General features: G+C 75.6%; 10 protein-coding genes. 5 read left to right on the top strand and 5 right to left on the bottom strand.

Annotated features, from left to right (window positions below; translation table 11 throughout):
- Positions 1 to 46: 46 nt before the first annotated feature.
- A complete protein-coding gene (locus ACLQ2X_RS18680; RefSeq protein ID WP_425682316.1) occupies positions 47 to 376 on the bottom strand; it encodes a hypothetical protein in 330 nt (109 codons plus the stop codon).
- A 179-nt stretch (positions 377 to 555) separates the two neighbouring features.
- Between ACLQ2X_RS18680 and ACLQ2X_RS18675 the strand changes: the two genes are divergently transcribed.
- The 3 genes from ACLQ2X_RS18675 to ACLQ2X_RS18665 are packed head-to-tail and all read left to right on the top strand — an operon-like array spanning position 556 to position 6,556.
- Positions 556 to 5,358: an Lhr family helicase gene (locus ACLQ2X_RS18675; RefSeq protein ID WP_425682315.1), complete on the top strand. Its 4,803-nt coding sequence runs from the start codon at positions 556 to 558 to the stop codon at positions 5,356 to 5,358.
- A gap of 53 nt (positions 5,359 to 5,411) precedes the next feature.
- A complete protein-coding gene (locus ACLQ2X_RS18670) occupies positions 5,412 to 5,699 on the top strand; it encodes a hypothetical protein (RefSeq protein ID WP_425682314.1) in 288 nt (95 codons plus the stop codon).
- The gene (locus tag ACLQ2X_RS18665) at positions 5,696 to 6,556 is read left to right on the top strand and encodes an SAM hydrolase/SAM-dependent halogenase family protein (protein ID WP_425682313.1); all 861 of its coding nucleotides are present in this window, start codon (positions 5,696 to 5,698) and stop codon (positions 6,554 to 6,556) included. The genes ACLQ2X_RS18670 and ACLQ2X_RS18665 overlap by 4 nt, the downstream gene beginning before the upstream one ends.
- An 18-nt stretch (positions 6,557 to 6,574) precedes the next feature.
- Here the strand turns inward: ACLQ2X_RS18665 and ACLQ2X_RS18660 are convergent, their stop codons facing one another.
- Positions 6,575 to 7,831 (bottom strand): hypothetical protein, encoded by a 1,257-nt coding sequence (locus ACLQ2X_RS18660; RefSeq protein WP_425682312.1) that lies wholly within the window; start codon positions 7,829 to 7,831, stop codon positions 6,575 to 6,577.
- 102 nt (positions 7,832 to 7,933) lie between these two features.
- Here ACLQ2X_RS18660 and ACLQ2X_RS18655 point away from each other — a divergent pair, with 102 nt between their 5' ends.
- Together ACLQ2X_RS18655 and ACLQ2X_RS18650 are read left to right on the top strand one after the other, a co-directional pair.
- Positions 7,934 to 8,764: a DNA-formamidopyrimidine glycosylase family protein gene (locus tag ACLQ2X_RS18655; RefSeq protein ID WP_425682311.1), complete on the top strand. Its 831-nt coding sequence runs from the start codon at positions 7,934 to 7,936 to the stop codon at positions 8,762 to 8,764.
- A 130-nt stretch (positions 8,765 to 8,894) separates the two neighbouring features.
- The gene (locus ACLQ2X_RS18650; protein ID WP_425682310.1) at positions 8,895 to 12,494 is read left to right on the top strand and encodes a fibronectin type III domain-containing protein; all 3,600 of its coding nucleotides are present in this window, start codon (positions 8,895 to 8,897) and stop codon (positions 12,492 to 12,494) included.
- Positions 12,495 to 12,586: 92 nt separating this feature from the next.
- Here the strand turns inward: ACLQ2X_RS18650 and pspM are convergent, their stop codons facing one another.
- The 3 genes from pspM to ACLQ2X_RS18635 form a co-directional block, all read right to left on the bottom strand.
- Positions 12,587 to 13,351 carry a phage shock envelope stress response protein PspM gene (gene pspM, locus ACLQ2X_RS18645; protein ID WP_425682309.1) on the bottom strand — a complete coding sequence of 255 codons (765 nt, stop codon included), beginning with the start codon at positions 13,349 to 13,351 and terminating at the stop codon, positions 12,587 to 12,589.
- 16 nt (positions 13,352 to 13,367) lie between these two features.
- The gene (locus ACLQ2X_RS18640) at positions 13,368 to 14,219 is read right to left on the bottom strand and encodes a PspA/IM30 family protein (protein ID WP_425682308.1); all 852 of its coding nucleotides are present in this window, start codon (positions 14,217 to 14,219) and stop codon (positions 13,368 to 13,370) included.
- Positions 14,220 to 14,347: 128 nt separating this feature from the next.
- A complete protein-coding gene (locus tag ACLQ2X_RS18635; protein ID WP_425682307.1) occupies positions 14,348 to 14,782 on the bottom strand; it encodes a helix-turn-helix domain-containing protein in 435 nt (144 codons plus the stop codon).
- Between the last annotated feature and the right edge of the window lie 18 nt (positions 14,783 to 14,800).

Genomic DNA, 14,800 nt, shown 5'->3' with positions numbered 1-14,800 from the left:
ACTCACCCGCGCCCGCGCCGCCCGGTCGCGACGCCGCGGACGGGGGTCAGGCCAGGGAGGCGGGGTCGGCGTGCCCGAGGCGGTGGGCCGCCCGGTCAGCCGCGCGCTGGGCGGCCGAGAGGGAACGCAACGGGAGCCGGGCGTCGCGGCTCCCGGGCCGCCTGACGAAGTAGTGCACCGCGGCCCGCACCAGCGCCCGATCAGCCGCGCTGGACCGGGCGGTGGCCACCACCATCTCGCGCAGCCGGCCGGCCAGTTCCTCGGCCAGGTCGAGGTCGGCGCCCCGCAGGCCGGTGCGCAGCGCGGCCAACCGGTTGTCGACCTGGCGGATGAGCACGTCGGTACCCAGCCCGGAGCCTCGCTCCTCGACGGCCATCCACGCCTCCCCATCACGCCACATCGTGAGTAAAGTTACTTTATGTTGCGGGTCGCAAGCAAGCAGTTAAGTAAGACTTAACGGAACAAAAACCCCAAGCACGCTCCGACCTCCCCAACCCGGGCCGCCGATCCGCCGGTGGCGGCCGGATGTCGTAGCGGCGGGGCAGGATTGGGGGCGTGACGGACGAGGCGACCCCGGCAGGCGGGGAGTCGGCAGGCGGGAAGTCGGCAGGCGGGAAGTCGGCAGGCAGGGCGCCGGCGGGCGGCGCTTCGACGGGCAAGGCGCTGACGGGCGGGGCGCTGACGGAATTCGGCGTGGCGACCCGGGAGTGGTTCACCGCGGCGTTCGCCGCGCCGACCGGCGCCCAGCAGGGAGCCTGGCGTTCGGTGGCCGCGGGGCGCAGCGCCCTGGTCGTCGCTCCGACCGGGTCCGGCAAGACGCTGGCGGCGTTCCTCTGGTCGCTCGACCGGCTGGCCAAGGATCCGGCGCCGGCCGATCCCCGGCGTCGCTGCCGGGTGCTCTATGTCAGCCCGCTCAAGGCGCTCGCCGTCGACGTGGAGCGCAACCTGCGCGCCCCGCTCACCGGCATCCGGCAGGCCGCCGCCCGGCTCGACCTGCCCCCGCCGGACATCACCGTCGGGATGCGGACCGGCGACACCCCGGCCGACGAACGTCGGGCGTTCGCCCGCACCCCGCCGGACATCCTCATCACCACCCCCGAGTCGCTGTTCCTGTTGCTCACCTCCGCCGCCCGGGAATCGCTGCGCGGCGTGGACACGGTGATCGTGGACGAGGTCCACGCGGTGGCCGGCACCAAGCGCGGCGCCCATCTGGCGCTGTCCTTGGAACGCCTCGACGCGCTGCTGGAACGGCCCGCCCAACGCATCGGGCTCTCCGCCACCGTGCGCCCGATCGACGTCTGCGCCCGCTTCCTCGGCGGCGCCCGCCCGGTCGACGTGGTGCAACCGCCGGCCGACAAGACCATCGAGGTGAGCGTCCAGGTCCCGGTGGAGGACATGACCCGCCTCGACGAGCAGGAGACGCCGGAGGACCAGCTCGGCGGGCTCGCCCCTCGCCGGCCCTCGATCTGGCCGGCGGTCGAGGAACGCGTGTTCGCGCTGATCCGCGCCCACCGGTCCACGATCGTGTTCACCAACTCCCGGCGCGGCGCCGAACGCCTCTGCGCCCGCCTCAACGAGCTCGCCGCCGAGGAGGTGGCGGCGGCGCCCGCACCGGAGGGCGGCGGCGTGGCCCGGGGCGGGGAGCCGGTGCGCGTATCCGATCTGCTGCCCGACGGCGACCGCCGGCCGGCCGGCGACGGCGGCCCGGGCGACGGGGCCGGGCCGGACGACACGGCGCGGCGGGAGGCGTTCGGTGGCCCGGCGGGGCCGGTCCGTGCCCCGCGACAGCCGTCCGAGGTGATGGCGCAGTCCGGTGCGGCGGCCGGGGCGCCGCCGGTGATCGCCCGGGCGCACCACGGCAGCGTCTCCCGGGAGGAGCGCAAGCAGACCGAAGAGGCGCTCAAGTCCGGCCGGCTGCCCGCCGTGGTGGCCACGTCCAGCCTGGAGCTGGGCATCGACATGGGCGCGGTCGATCTGGTGGTGCAGATCGAGGCGCCGCCCAGCGTCGCCGCCGGGCTGCAACGGGTCGGTCGGGCCGGGCACCAGGTCGGTGCGGTCTCCCGCGGCGTGGTCTTCCCCAAGCACCGCGGCGACCTGCTCTCCTGCACCGTCGTGGCGGAGCGGATGGGCGCCGGTGCGATCGAGGAGCTGCACTACCCGCGCAACCCCCTCGACGTGCTGGCCCAGCAGATCGTGGCGATGGTGGCGCTGGAGCCGTGGCGGCTCGGTGACCTGGCCGTGCTGGTCCGCCGCGCGGCGCCGTTCGCCGAGCTGCCCGACTCGGCGTTGCACGCGGTGCTCGACATGCTCTCCGGGCGTTACCCGTCCACCGCCTTCGCCGAGCTGCGGCCCCGCCTGGTCTGGGACCGCGCCACCGACGTGCTGACCGGCCGGCCCGGCGCGCAGCGGCTCGCGGTGACCAGCGGCGGCACCATTCCCGACCGGGGCCTGTTCGGGGTGTTCCTGGCCGGCGCGGAGCGGGCCGCCCGGGTCGGCGAGCTGGACGAGGAGATGGTCTACGAGTCCCGGGTGGGTGACGTGTTCCTGCTCGGCTCGTCGTCCTGGCGGATCGAGGAGATCACCCCCGACCGGGTGCTGGTCTCCCCCGCTCCCGGCCAGGCCGCCCGGATGCCGTTCTGGAAGGGCGACCAGCTCGGCCGTCCGGTCGAGCTGGGGCGCGCGATCGGCGCCCGGGTCCGCGCACTGGTGCGGCAGTCCGACGCCGACGCGGTGGCGACGTTGCGCGCCGGCGGGCTGGACGACTGGGCCGCCGGCAACCTGATGACCTACCTGCGGGAGCAGAAGGCGGCCACCCGCTCGCTGCCGGACGACCGGACGGTGGTGGTCGAACGGTTCCGCGACGAGCTGGGCGACTGGCGGCTCGCCGTGCACTCGGTGCTCGGCGCCCGGGTCAACGGGCCGTGGGCGCTCGCCATCGGCCGCCGCCTGGCCGAACGCTACGGCGTGGACGCCCAGGTCATGCCCTCCGACGACGGCATCGTGATCCGCCTGCCGGACACCGCCGACACCCCGCCCGGCGCCGACGTGGTGGTCTTCGAGCCGGACGAGATCACCCAACTGGTCGAGGAGTCGGTGGGCACGTCCGCGCTGTTCGCCTCCCGGTTCCGCGAGTGCGCGGCCCGGTCGCTGCTGCTGCCCCGCCGCGACCCCCGACGGCGACAGCCGCTGTGGCAGCAGCGTCAACGCGCCGCGCAGCTGCTCGACGTGGCCCGCGAGTACGCCGACTTCCCGGTCACGCTGGAAGCCGCCCGGGAGTGCCTGCAGGACGTGTTCGACCAGCCGGCCCTGGCCGGGCTGATGCGCGACCTGGCCGCCCGCAAGGTGCGCCTGGTCGAGGTGGAGTCCGAGCGCCCGTCGCCGTTCGCCAGGTCGCTGCTGTTCGGGTACGTCGGCGCGTTCCTCTACGAGGGCGACGCCCCGCTGGCCGAGCGGCGGGCCGCCGCGCTGGCCCTCGACTCCGGGCTGCTCGGCGACCTGCTCGGCCGGGTCGACCTGCGGGAACTGCTCGACCCGGCGGTGCTGGCCGAGACCACGCGTCAACTGCGCTGGCGCACCGAGCAGCGGCGACCCCGCGACCCGGAGGACGTGGTCGAGTTGCTGCGCGTGGTCGGCGACCTGAGCCCGGCCGAACTGGCCGAGCGGGGCGTGCCGGAATCCTGGACCGACGAGCTGGCGGCGGCCCGGCGGGTGCTGCGGGTCCGCGTCGCCGGGGAGGACCGCTGGGTGGTGGTCGAGGACGCCGCCCGGCTGCGCGACGCGCTCGGGGTGGCGCTGCCCGTCGGGGTGGCCGAGGCGTACCTGTCGCCGGTCGCCGACCCGCTCACCGACCTGGTGGCCCGGTACGCGCGCACGCACGGCCCGTTCGCCGCGGCCACCTGCGCGGCCCGGTTCGGGCTCGGGGTGTTCGTCGTCGAGCAGGCGCTGCGCCGGCTGGCGGCGAACGGCCGGGTGGTCTCCGGCGAGTTCGCCCCGGACACCGTGGGCACCCAATGGTGCGACGCGGAGGTGCTGCGCCTGCTGCGCCGCCGCTCGCTCGCGGCCCTGCGCCGGGAGATCGAGCCGGTGCCGCCGCGCGCGCTCGCCACGTTCCTGCCCCGCTGGCAGCAGGTCGGCTCGTCCGCCCGGGGTGTCGAGGCCGTCGCCGCCGTCGTCGAGCAGTTGCAGGGCGTGAGCGTGCCCGCGTCCGCGTTGGAACGCCTGGTGCTGCCCGCCCGGGTCGCCGACTACTCCCCCGCCCAACTCGACGAGCTGTGCGCCGGCGGCGAGGTGGTCTGGGCCGGCGCGGGTGCGATCTCCGGCGGCGACGGCTGGGTGACGCTCGCGTACGCCGACGTCGCGCCGCTTCTGCTCCCCCCACCGGACGAGGCGCTGACGCTGAGCCCGCTGCACGAGTCGGTGCTCGACGCGCTCGCCGACGGGCAGGCGCTGTTCTTCCGTTCGCTCTCCGACCGGGTCGGCGCCACCGACGACGCCGCCCTGTCGGGCGCGGTGTGGGACCTGGTGTGGGCCGGTCACCTGACCAACGACACGCTCGCCCCGCTGCGGGTCGCGCTCGGCGCGGGTGGGGCGCACCGGTCCCGGCCGTCGGCGCCACGCACCCGCTACCGCCGGCCCGGCCGGGTGGCGCTGCCCAGCCGGGGCGGCCCACCGACCATGGCCGGTCGCTGGTCCCGGCTGCCCGACCGCGACCTCGACCCCACCCGCCGCGCCGCCGCGCTTGCCGACCTGCTGCTGGAACGGCACGGCGTGGTGACCCGGGGCGCGGTCGTGGCCGAACAGATCACCGGCGGCTTCGCCGGGGTCTACCCGGTGCTGTCCGCGATGGAGGAACGCGGCGCGGCCCGGCGCGGCTACTTCGTCGAAGGGCTCGGCGCCGCCCAGTTCGCGGTGCCCGGCGCGGTCGACCGCATCCGGGCGCTCGCCGACGACAGCCAGAGCCGGGGCGGCCCGGCGGTGGTGCTCGCCGCCACCGATCCGGCGAACCCGTACGGTGCGGCGCTGCCCTGGCCCGAGCGCGTGGTCGACTCCGGCGACGGGGCCGCCCCGGCCACCGGCCACCGGGCGGGGCGCAAGGCGGGTGCCCTGGTCGTGCTGGTCGCCGGCGACCTGGTGCTCTATGTCGAGCGGGGTGGCCGGACGATCCTGTCGTTCACCGACGACACCGACACGCTGGCCGGCGCAGGCAAGGCGCTCGCCGACGCGGTGCACTCCGGGGCGCTCGGCGCGATCTCGGTGGAACGCGCCGACGGCGAGGCCGTGCACGCGTCCCCGCTGCGCGACGCGCTGACCGCCGCCGGTTTCCGCGCCACCCCGCGTGGCCTGCGGTTGCGCGGCTGACCGGCCGCCGTTGCGGTTAGGGTGTGCCGGACGCGAGCGGGGAGGAGGGGCCGGTGGCGCCGATCCGGGTGCACCAGGCGCGCGACGAGGACCGAGCCGCGCTGACGGCGTTGCACGAACGGGAGTGGGGCGGCCCGGTCGTGGTGGTCCACGACACCCGCTACGACCTGCGTGACCTGCACACGCTTGTGGCGGTCGACGACACCGGCATGTTCGCCGGGGCGCTGGCGTACCGGGTCGACGCCGACGGGCCGACGATCCCGCACGTCGGCGCCGACGGCATCCCGCTGCACGATGAGCTGCGCCTGTCGCGGCACCTGACCGGGGCGGACCAGCGATGAGCCGCCCGGACGGACCCGGCCCGGCCGCCGCCGGCGAGGGGCGCACGGCACCGGACGGCCTGCGGCCGACGGTCGGCGGGCCGCGTTGTGTCTCGCTGACCACTGACTACGGCCTGGTGGACGGGTTCGTGGCAGCGTGCCACGGGGTGCTGGCCCGGCTCGCCCCGGCGGTACGGGTGATCGATGTGACGCACCTGATCCCACCCGCCGACGTGCGCCGGGGCGCGGCGGTGCTCGCGCAGACAGTGCCGTACCTGCCGTGGGGCGTGCACGTGGCGGTGGTCGACCCGGGTGTCGGCACCGAACGGCGCGGCATCGCGCTCGCCACCCCCGGCGGGCTGCTGGTCGGGCCGGACAACGGGCTGCTGATCCCGGCCGCCGAGGCGCTCGGCGGGGTGACCGCCGCCGTGGAGCTGACAAACCCGGACCGGCTCGGCCCGGTCGTCTCCCACACGTTCCACGGGCGGGACGTGTTCGCGCCGGTGGCCGCCCGGCTGGCGCTCGGCGCGCCGCCGGCCGGGGCCGGGCCGCCGGTGGACCCGGGCACGCTGGTCCGGCTGCCGGAACCGGTGGTACGCGCCGAGCCCGGCGGCCTCACCGCCGAGGTGCTGACCGTCGACCACTTCGGCAACGTCCAGCTCGCCGCGCCGGGCACGCTGCTCGACGGGCTGCCGTCCCGGGTCCTGGTGAACGGGCGCGCGGCGGTGCACGGCCGCACGTTCGGCGACGCGCCGCCCGGCGCCCTGGTGGTCCTCGCCGACTCCGCCGGCCTGGCGGCGATCGCGGTGAACACCGGCCGCGCCGCCGACACCCTCGCCCTCGCCCCCGGGGATCTGGTCACCATCATGACCCGATGACCCCCGGGGGACGGCGGGTCAGCAGCGGGGGACCGTGCCGCCGAAGACGGAGGACAGGTACGCGTAGCTGACGTAGGTGCCGCCGACCAGGCGGTACCACCTCGTCGTGGTGCGGTACGTGCCGGCGATCCGCTGCCCGGTCACGTAGCACTGCACCGGCACCTGGGCGGTCGTGGCGGCCAGGCCCCGGCTCGCGTACGAGGTGGCGGCCCCGGCCCGCAGGTTCAGCGGCCCGGAGCCGATCACGGCCCGCGCCCCGCCACCGGTCCACAGCAGTGTCACGTTCACCCACGTGTTGTCGGTGAGTCGAAGCCCGTCCCAGAACGTCCCGTCGGCCAGGTCCAGCGCGGCGGGGTTGCGCACGGTGCGGCCGAACTGGTCGCGTCCGCCGTTGTAGTTGTCCTGGTACGCCGCCTGCGCCTCGGACCGCCCGCGCGGCAGGTCCGCCCAGTTCTCCCGTGTCGACGACGGGTTCCACCAGTCGTCGCGGGTGTTCCACGGCCCGACGTCCCAGACCGGGGCGTACTCGCAGCGGCTGCCGCCCGTGGTGCAGACCTTGACGGTGTAGTCACCGGTGTCGCGTGGGGACAGGCCGCGCCGGCTGGGCAGCGCCGCGAAGTGGTCCCGGGCGCGGACGGTGTGCCCGTTGGCGGTAACGCCGCCGACCAGCCCGATGCGGGTCGCGTACGCCCGGTAGGTGAGCGCGGCGGCCGGCCGCACGGCGGTGGTGGCGACCCGGTCCGCGCTGAGGGTCAGCGCGGACACGGTGGCCTGCGACGCGGCGCCCCGGGTGGTCAGCACGACCCGCGCCTGCACGCGGCTGACCGGTTGGTCGAAGACCGCGTCGGTGGCGTCGCGCCATTCGGTCCAGCCGTGGGACCGCCAGCCGCGGACCTGGGCCACGGCCGTGCCGCCGTCGCCGGTGCGGGCGGCGAGCCGGGCGCGTACGCGGGTGGCCGGCCGGTGCAGGGCGCGCGGCGCGGTGAGCAGGATGCCCTCGGCGATCGGGCCGGCCACGGCGGCGGGGCGGGTGCGGGCGGTGGGGCGCTGGTCGGTGAGGCGGAGGCGGCCGGAGCGCCAGGCGACGTTGACGTCGTCGCCGCCGGCCACGGTGAGGTCGGCGGACCACCGTTCGGGGTCGGGCGCGGTGGCGCGGGCCGGTGGCGCGGCGGCCGGTGGCGCGGCCGACGCGGCTGCGCCGGGCAGTCCGGTGGTCGCGCCGAGCAGGGCGGTCAGGGCGAGGACGGCACAGCGGCGGGTGCGGGTCATCGGCATTCTCCTCAGAACCCCCTGATCCTGTCTTTTATCCTGATCGGCAGGAAGTGCACTACAAATGGTGATACACACGAATTTCCTTCGATCGGGGACAATGGCGGGATGCCCGAAGGCGACACCGTCTGGAACACGGCCCGCGTGCTGCAACGCGCGTTGGGCGGGTCCCGGCTCACCGGCTCGGAGTTTCGCGTGCCGCAGCTGGCCACCACCGACCTGACCGGCTGGGCGGTACGCGAGTCGGCCAGTCGGGGCAAGCACCTGCTGCTGCGGCTGGCCGCTCCCGATGGTCGGGAGTGGACGCTGCACTCGCACCTGCGGATGGACGGTGCGTGGCGGGCGTACGCCCCGGGGGAGCGCTGGACGGCGCGGCCGGCGCACCTGATCCGGGTGGTGCTGCGCTCCCCCGCGGCGGTGGCGGTCGGCTATCACCTGCACGAGCTGGCGCTGGTGCCGACGGCCGACGAGGCGTCGCTGGTGGGGCACCTCGGCCCGGATCTGCTCGGCCCGGAATGGGACCCGCAGGAGGCGGTCCGCCGGCTGGCCGCGCATCCGGACGCCAGCATCGGCGAGGCGCTGCTCGACCAGCGCAACCTGGCCGGCGTGGGCAACCTCTACAAGTGCGAGGTGCTGTTCCTGCGTGGCGTGTCCCCGTGGACCCCGGTGGGCGCGGTGCCGGACCTGCCGGGCACGGTGGCGTTGGCGCAGCGGCTGCTCGCGGCGAACCGGGGCCGCTGGACGCAGAGCACGACCGGGGTGCTGCGCCGGGGCGGCACCAGTTACGTGTACGGCCGTCGGGCACAGCCGTGCCGGCGCTGCGGTACGGCGATCCGCAAGGAGGAGTTGGGCGAGCGGGTCACCTACTGGTGCCCGGTGTGCCAGCCCGACCGCGCCGACGTGGAACTTCCACGAACCGGGCAAGATCCCCCAAGATAGGGACGATTGGGTACTTCCGCCGCCACCCCGCGCCGTCGCATGCTGCGTGAAACCGCTCACGGATCGTCAGCAGCGCGCACGCCCGCCACGCCGGGGTGTCGGCCGGCGCGCCCCGACCCCGGGGAGAACCATGGTGCTGTTCCGCAGGCTCCGGGCCGGGCACCCGGACCCGGTCGCCGAGGCCCGACCACCCGCCGTCCCCACCGCCCGCGTCGCCGACCCCGAGCCGACCGGCCCGGCCGCGCTGGACCCGGCCGCCGCGCCACACCTGTTCGGCCAGGTGCCGAACACCGCCGCCAGCCCGCTGCCCACACCGGACGCGGACGGCCGCCCGGTGCCCGGCACCGGCATCCGCAAGTTCGTCGACCCGCTGCCGCTACCCGGGCGGGCGGCCACCGCCGGCCTCGGCGCCCGGCTGCCCGTAGCGGTGCCGGACACCATCACCTGGCCGGGCTGCGACTACTACGAGATCGGCCTCCAGGAGTACGCGCAACGCCTGCACCGGGATCTGCCCGCCACCCGGCTGCGCGGCTACCGGCAGCTCAACCTGGGCACCGACGCCGCCGGTCACAACACGGTGGGGCCACCCGAGCGGCCCTGGCACCTCGGTCCGATGATCATGGCTAGGCGGGGCCGCCCGGTGCGGATCAAGTTCATCAACCAACTTCCCACCGGACGGGCCGGTGAACTGTTCCTGCCGGTGGACGAGACAGTCGACGGGGCCGGCGTCGGGCCGCTGGACGGGCCGGCGCCGTACCCGCAGAACCGGGCGGTGCCGCACCTGGACGGGGCGCAGACCGGATGGACCAGCGCCGGCAACCCGTGGCGGTGGGTCACCCCCGCCGGTGAGATCACCCCGTACCCGACGGGGGTGGGGGTGACCCCGGTGCCGGACATGCCGCCGCCCGGCGCGGGCGCCACCACGCTCTACTTCCCGAACGAGCAGAGCGGCCGGCTGATGTGGTTGCACGACAACACCCTCGGCCTGTCCCGGCTCACCGTCTACGCCGGACAGCTCGCGCTCTACCTGCTCACCGACCCGGCCGAGGAACGGCTCGTCGACGACGGGGTGCTGCCCGCCGAACAGCTCCCGCTGGTGGTCGAGGACAAGACGTTCGTGCCCGACGACGCCCAACTCGCCGCCCAGGACCCGACCTGGGACCGGGAACGCTGGGGCGCCAAGGGCAACCTCTGGCACCCGCACGTCTACCAGCCCCGGCAGAACCCGTACCGGCTCAGCGGCGGCAACCCGACCGGCCGCTGGGACTACGGCCCGTGGACACACGACCCGGACCGCGGGGCCGACGCGTGGGTCGCCCCGGTGCCCAACCCGCACCACGACCCGGACACCGAGCCGGACGAGCCGCCGCTGGCACCCGCCGTGCCACACCCGTCGGCGGTGCCCGAGGCGTACGGGGACACCCCGCTCGTCAACGGCGTCGCCTACCCGTACCTGGAGGTCGCGCCGCGCGCGTACCGGTTCCGGATCCTGAACGCCTGCGCCGACCGGGCGCTCAACCTCCAGCTCTACCGGGCCGCCTCGGACGCGCCGATGTGGACACCGGACGGCACCCCGGCCGACCCGGACGCCGGCGAGGTCCCGATGGTCGACGCGGCGCGCGCGCCGGGGCGACCCGGGTACTGGCCGGTGGACGGACGCGACGGCGGGGTGCCCGACCCGGGGGCCGCCGGCCCCGAGCTGATCCAGATCGGCAACGAGGCCGGCCTGCTGCCCGCCCCGGTGGTGCTGACCAACCGGCCGGTGACCTACCGCTACGACAGGCAGGACCCGACCGTGCTCAACGTGGACGGACACGCGCTGCTGCTCGCCCCCGGCGAGCGGGCCGACGTGGTGGTCGACTTCTCCGCCGTGCCGCCGGGCGGCACGCTGATCCTCTACAACGACTGCCCGGCGCCGCTGCCCCGGTTCGACCCCCGCTACGACCACCACACCGGCGCACCGGACCGGACCGCCTCCGGGGGCCTGCCACCGACCCGCCCCGGCTACGGCCCGAACACCCGCACCCTGCTCCAGATCCGGGTCGCCGGCACCCCCGCCCAGCCGTACGACAGGCGTCGGCTCGCCGACCGGCTGCCCGGGGCGTACGCGGCGAGCCAACCGCCGCCGATCGTGCCCCAGCCGGCGTACGACGAGGCGTTCGGCACCCGTACCGCGCGGACCACGCTGGTGCCGGCGCGGACCGACGCGGTCACGTTCGTCCCGGCCGGCGCGGCGGCCCCGGTGACGCTGCCGTTGGCCGTGAAGTCGGTCGGGCAGGTGTTCGAGCCGCGGCACGGCCGGGCGGTGGGACGGCTCGGCGTCGGGCACCCGGTCGGCGCGCCGCCGACCCCGGCCACCCTGCCGTTGGGGCCGGCCGACCCGGCCACCGAGGTGTTGTTCGCCACCGACCCGACGGTGGCGGTGGGCGCGCCGACCGACGGCACGCAGCTCTGGCGGATCGTCGGCGACGCCCCGCGCACCCACCCGGTGCACATCGAGGGCTGCGACGTGCAGGTGGTCAACCGGGTCGGCTGGGACGGCACGCTGCGTCCCCCCGAGGCGGGCGAGTTGGGCTGGAAGGACACCGTGCGGGTCAACCCGCGCGAGGACGTGGTGGTGGCGTTGCGCCCGGTCCCGCCCACCCTGCCGTTCAAGCTGGGCGACAGCGTCCGGCTGCTCGACCCGACCCGACCGGCCGGCGCGCGCCTGGACGGCACCGGTGTCAGCCCGGTCGACGGACGACCCGCGACGGTGGTCAACCACCTGGTCGACCTGGGGTGGGAGTACCGCTGGCAGACCCGCTCGGCCGGGCTACGTGACCAGGGCATGAGCCGGCCGCTGGTGCTGCGGGTGACACCCCGGGCGCCGACCGGGCTGACCGCCGTACCGGTGCCCGGCTCGGCCACCGCACTCCCCGCCATCGCGCTCACCTGGACCGGCAACGGCGGGCGCCCGCCGGCCACCAGCCATCTGCTGCACCGCGCCACCGACAGTGCCTTCACCGCCGGGCTGACCGAGATCACCGTGGCCGCCACCGCGACCCGGTACACCGACGCGACGGTCACGCCCGGCGTCACCTACCACTACCGGATCCGGGCCGAGAACGCGGTGAGCTGCTCGGCCTGGTCGAACAGCGTGCCGGCGTCGGTGCACCTGGACGCGCCGGCCCGGTTGACCGCGGCCGTGTTGCCGGCCGCGCCGCTGCGGGTGGCGCTGCGCTGGGCCAACCACTCCTTCGCCACCGGGGTGGACGTGCAGCGGGCCACCAACCCGACGTTCACCAGCGGCCCCGGCACCACCGCGATCACCGTCGGCGAGGCCCACCTGGATGCCGCCGTCGCTCCGGACACCACCTACTACTACCGGGTCCGCACGACGTACCTGGGCGCCGCGTCACCCTGGTCGACGGTCGCCACGGTGACCACCCCGGCCCGACCGGCCGCACCGACCCGGCTGAGCGTCACCGCCGTCGCGCCGAACCCGGACACCGCCACGGTGACGCTGATCTGGTCGGCGGCGACACCGGCCGGCCCGGGGGCCGGTTTCCTGGTGCAGCGGGCCACCGATGCCGCCTTCACCCGGGAGCCGGCCACGTTCCGCGTCACCGGCCGGGGTTTCACCAACACCGGCCTGGCCCCCGGCGTCACCTACCACTACCGGGTACACGCGGCGAACGTCGTCGGCACCTCCCCGTGGACCCCCCCGATCCTCGTCACCACCCCCACCTGACCGGCACGCCGGGCGGCGTCGATCGTACGGCCGGCGGCGGGTCCGAGGCCGACGGCGCCGCCGGCCTCGTGGCCGACGCGGGGTGCGGCGGGTCAGGGGGTGCGCAGCGGGGTGCGGAGTTCGGCCAGGGCGGAGGCGACGCCGTGCAGCAGGTCGGTGGCCTCGGTGAGGCGGGTGGCGGCCGCGGGGTGCTCGATGTTCGGCCGGGTGTCCTCGGCCACGTAGCCGGCGGCGGCCACCACCAGCCGTTCGTAGGCGGACACGCCGTCCTCCAACTGGGCCACAAGCGCGGCGTGTACCTCACCGAGGGTGCTCTGCGGGGTCAGTTTCGCCGCGCGTTCCACCCCGGCGACCCGGTTCGCCAACTCCCGCAGGGAACGGTCGGCCTCGGCCGCCTCCCGCACCGCCGGCTCGGCCAGCCCGGTCAGCCGACCGGCCAGCCCCGCCAGGGTGAGCGCGGCCCGGTCCAGCCGGGCCCACGGCTCGGCCGCGGCGGTGCCGCGCAGCGCGAGGCGGGAACGGACCCGGCGCGCCTCGGCCAGCACGCCCGGCCCGATGGGCAGCCGCTCGACGGCGGCGACCATCCGGGCGCGGGAGCGGGCCGCGGCCTCCGCCGGGTCCAGCGCAGGCGGGGCCGGCACGGCCGCGAGGGCCCGGTGGTCGACCCAGCGCCAGGCGGCCACCGCGATGGCGCTGCCCGCGGCGCCGGCCCACGCCGCGTCCGGCAGGCCCAGCCCGGCGTACGGGGTGAGCACCGCGGCGGCACCGCCGAGCCCGCCGGCCAGCACGCTCCACCGCCGCGCAGAGCGGCGCAGCTTGCGCAGCCTGCGGAAGTGTCGGGCCCGATCGTCCGCCATGGTCTCTCCCCGTCCGTCAGCCGGTGGTGGTCTCCCCGGCGTCCTTCTCCCGGCTCATGCTGGCCCGCAGCTCGTCGAGCCGGGCGGTGGCGGCCGGATCGGTGGCCTGCCCCACCGCCGGACGCTCCTGCCGGTTGCCGAGCTGCTCGCCGGCCATGCTCGACCGGATCTGGTCCAGTCTCGACGAGCCGGCCGAGTCGAGGGTCGCCTTCTGGATCTCCAGCATCCGCCCCTCGACGGAGTTACCGGCCAGTTCGGCCCGACCCATCGCGGTGGCGTAGCGGCGCTCGATCCGGTCGCGCACCTCGTCCAGCGACGGGGTGTTGGCGGGCGCGGTGAGCGACGACATGGACTCCAGCGAGTGGGCCACGCTCTCCTGCATCTTGGCCTGCTCAAGCTGGCTGAGCAGCTTGGTGCGCTCGGCCAGCTTCTGCTGGAGGATCATCGAGTTGTTCTCGACCGCCTTGCGGGCCTGCGCCGCCGCACCGAGGGCCTGGTCGTGCAGGGTCTTGAGGTCCTCCAGCGCCTGCTCGCCGGAGACCAGCTGGGTGGCGAGCAACTGGGCGGACTGCTCGTAGCGCCCGGCCTCGGCCTCGTCACCCTTGCCCCGGGCCTGGTCGGCGAGCGTCAGCGCCTGCCGCGCGTTGCCCTGGAGCTGCTCCACCTCGGTCATCTGCCGGGACAGCTTCATCTCCAGTTGACGCTGGTTGCCGATCACCGCCGCCGCCTGCTGCACCAGCGCCTGGTGTTGCCGCTGGGCCTCCTCCACGGCCTGTTGGATCTGCACCTTCGGATCAGCGTGCTCGTCGATCTTCGCGCCGAAGAGCGCCATCAGGTATTTCCAACCCTTGACGAACGGGTTAGCCATTCTCCGCCTCGTCCCCTCAGTAGCGTCGCGTCTACATCGTTCCAGCCGGACGCCACTCCGGCACCCGTGCGCTCCTGATCAAGAGTACGACGCGGATGCCAGCAGCACCCACGACGCTTGTCGGCGGCTCAGGCGGCGCAGACCACGTCGCGCTCCGCGGGACGGACCCGGGTGCTGCGAAGCGTGGCCTTGAGCGGCGAGTCCTGCCGGACCTGGACCGCGACCCCGCCCTCGGTGGTGACCTGGCGCACGCCCCGGTCGGCGCCCTTGCGCCCGGCTGCCGAGGTCACCGGCTCGTCGACCACCGGCACCAGCACCTCGGGCATCTGCTCGGCCAGCGCGACCGTGTCGCTGACCTCGCGCAGCAGCTCCGACAGGCGGGCGCCGAGGGCGTCGCAGATGGCGGCCAGCAGCTCACTCGACGGCTCTTTCTGGCCGCGTTCGATCTCGGAGAGGTAGCCCAGGCTGACGTTCGCGGCGGACGAGACCTCGCGGAGGGTGCGGTGCTGCCCCTGCCGGCGTGCCCGCAGTGCGTCACCGATCACCCGGCGTAGCAGGACCATCGCACCTCCCCCTGAACG

The organism is Micromonospora sp. DT31 (assembly GCF_049841795.1).
Classification (GTDB): Bacteria; Actinomycetota; Actinomycetes; order Mycobacteriales; family Micromonosporaceae; genus Micromonospora.
The sequence above is the reverse complement of the archived record's forward strand: the minus strand, read 5'-3'. Positions and strand labels throughout refer to the sequence as shown.

What these genes read in the sequence shown, in the direction of transcription:
- pspM (WP_425682309.1), bottom strand. Translation starts at nt 13,351, where the DNA reads ATGGCGGACGATCGGGCCCGACACTTCCGCAGGCTGCGCAAGCTGCGC.
- ACLQ2X_RS18680 (WP_425682316.1), bottom strand. Translation starts at nt 376, where the DNA reads ATGGCCGTCGAGGAGCGAGGCTCCGGGCTGGGTACCGACGTGCTCATC.
- ACLQ2X_RS18650 (WP_425682310.1), top strand. Translation starts at nt 8,895, where the DNA reads ATGGTGCTGTTCCGCAGGCTCCGGGCCGGGCACCCGGACCCGGTCGCC.
- ACLQ2X_RS18665 (WP_425682313.1), top strand. Translation starts at nt 5,696, where the DNA reads ATGAGCCGCCCGGACGGACCCGGCCCGGCCGCCGCCGGCGAGGGGCGC.
- ACLQ2X_RS18655 (WP_425682311.1), top strand. Translation starts at nt 7,934, where the DNA reads ATGCCCGAAGGCGACACCGTCTGGAACACGGCCCGCGTGCTGCAACGC.
- ACLQ2X_RS18635 (WP_425682307.1), bottom strand. Translation starts at nt 14,782, where the DNA reads ATGGTCCTGCTACGCCGGGTGATCGGTGACGCACTGCGGGCACGCCGG.
- ACLQ2X_RS18660 (WP_425682312.1), bottom strand. Translation starts at nt 7,831, where the DNA reads ATGCCGATGACCCGCACCCGCCGCTGTGCCGTCCTCGCCCTGACCGCC.
- ACLQ2X_RS18640 (WP_425682308.1), bottom strand. Translation starts at nt 14,219, where the DNA reads ATGGCTAACCCGTTCGTCAAGGGTTGGAAATACCTGATGGCGCTCTTC.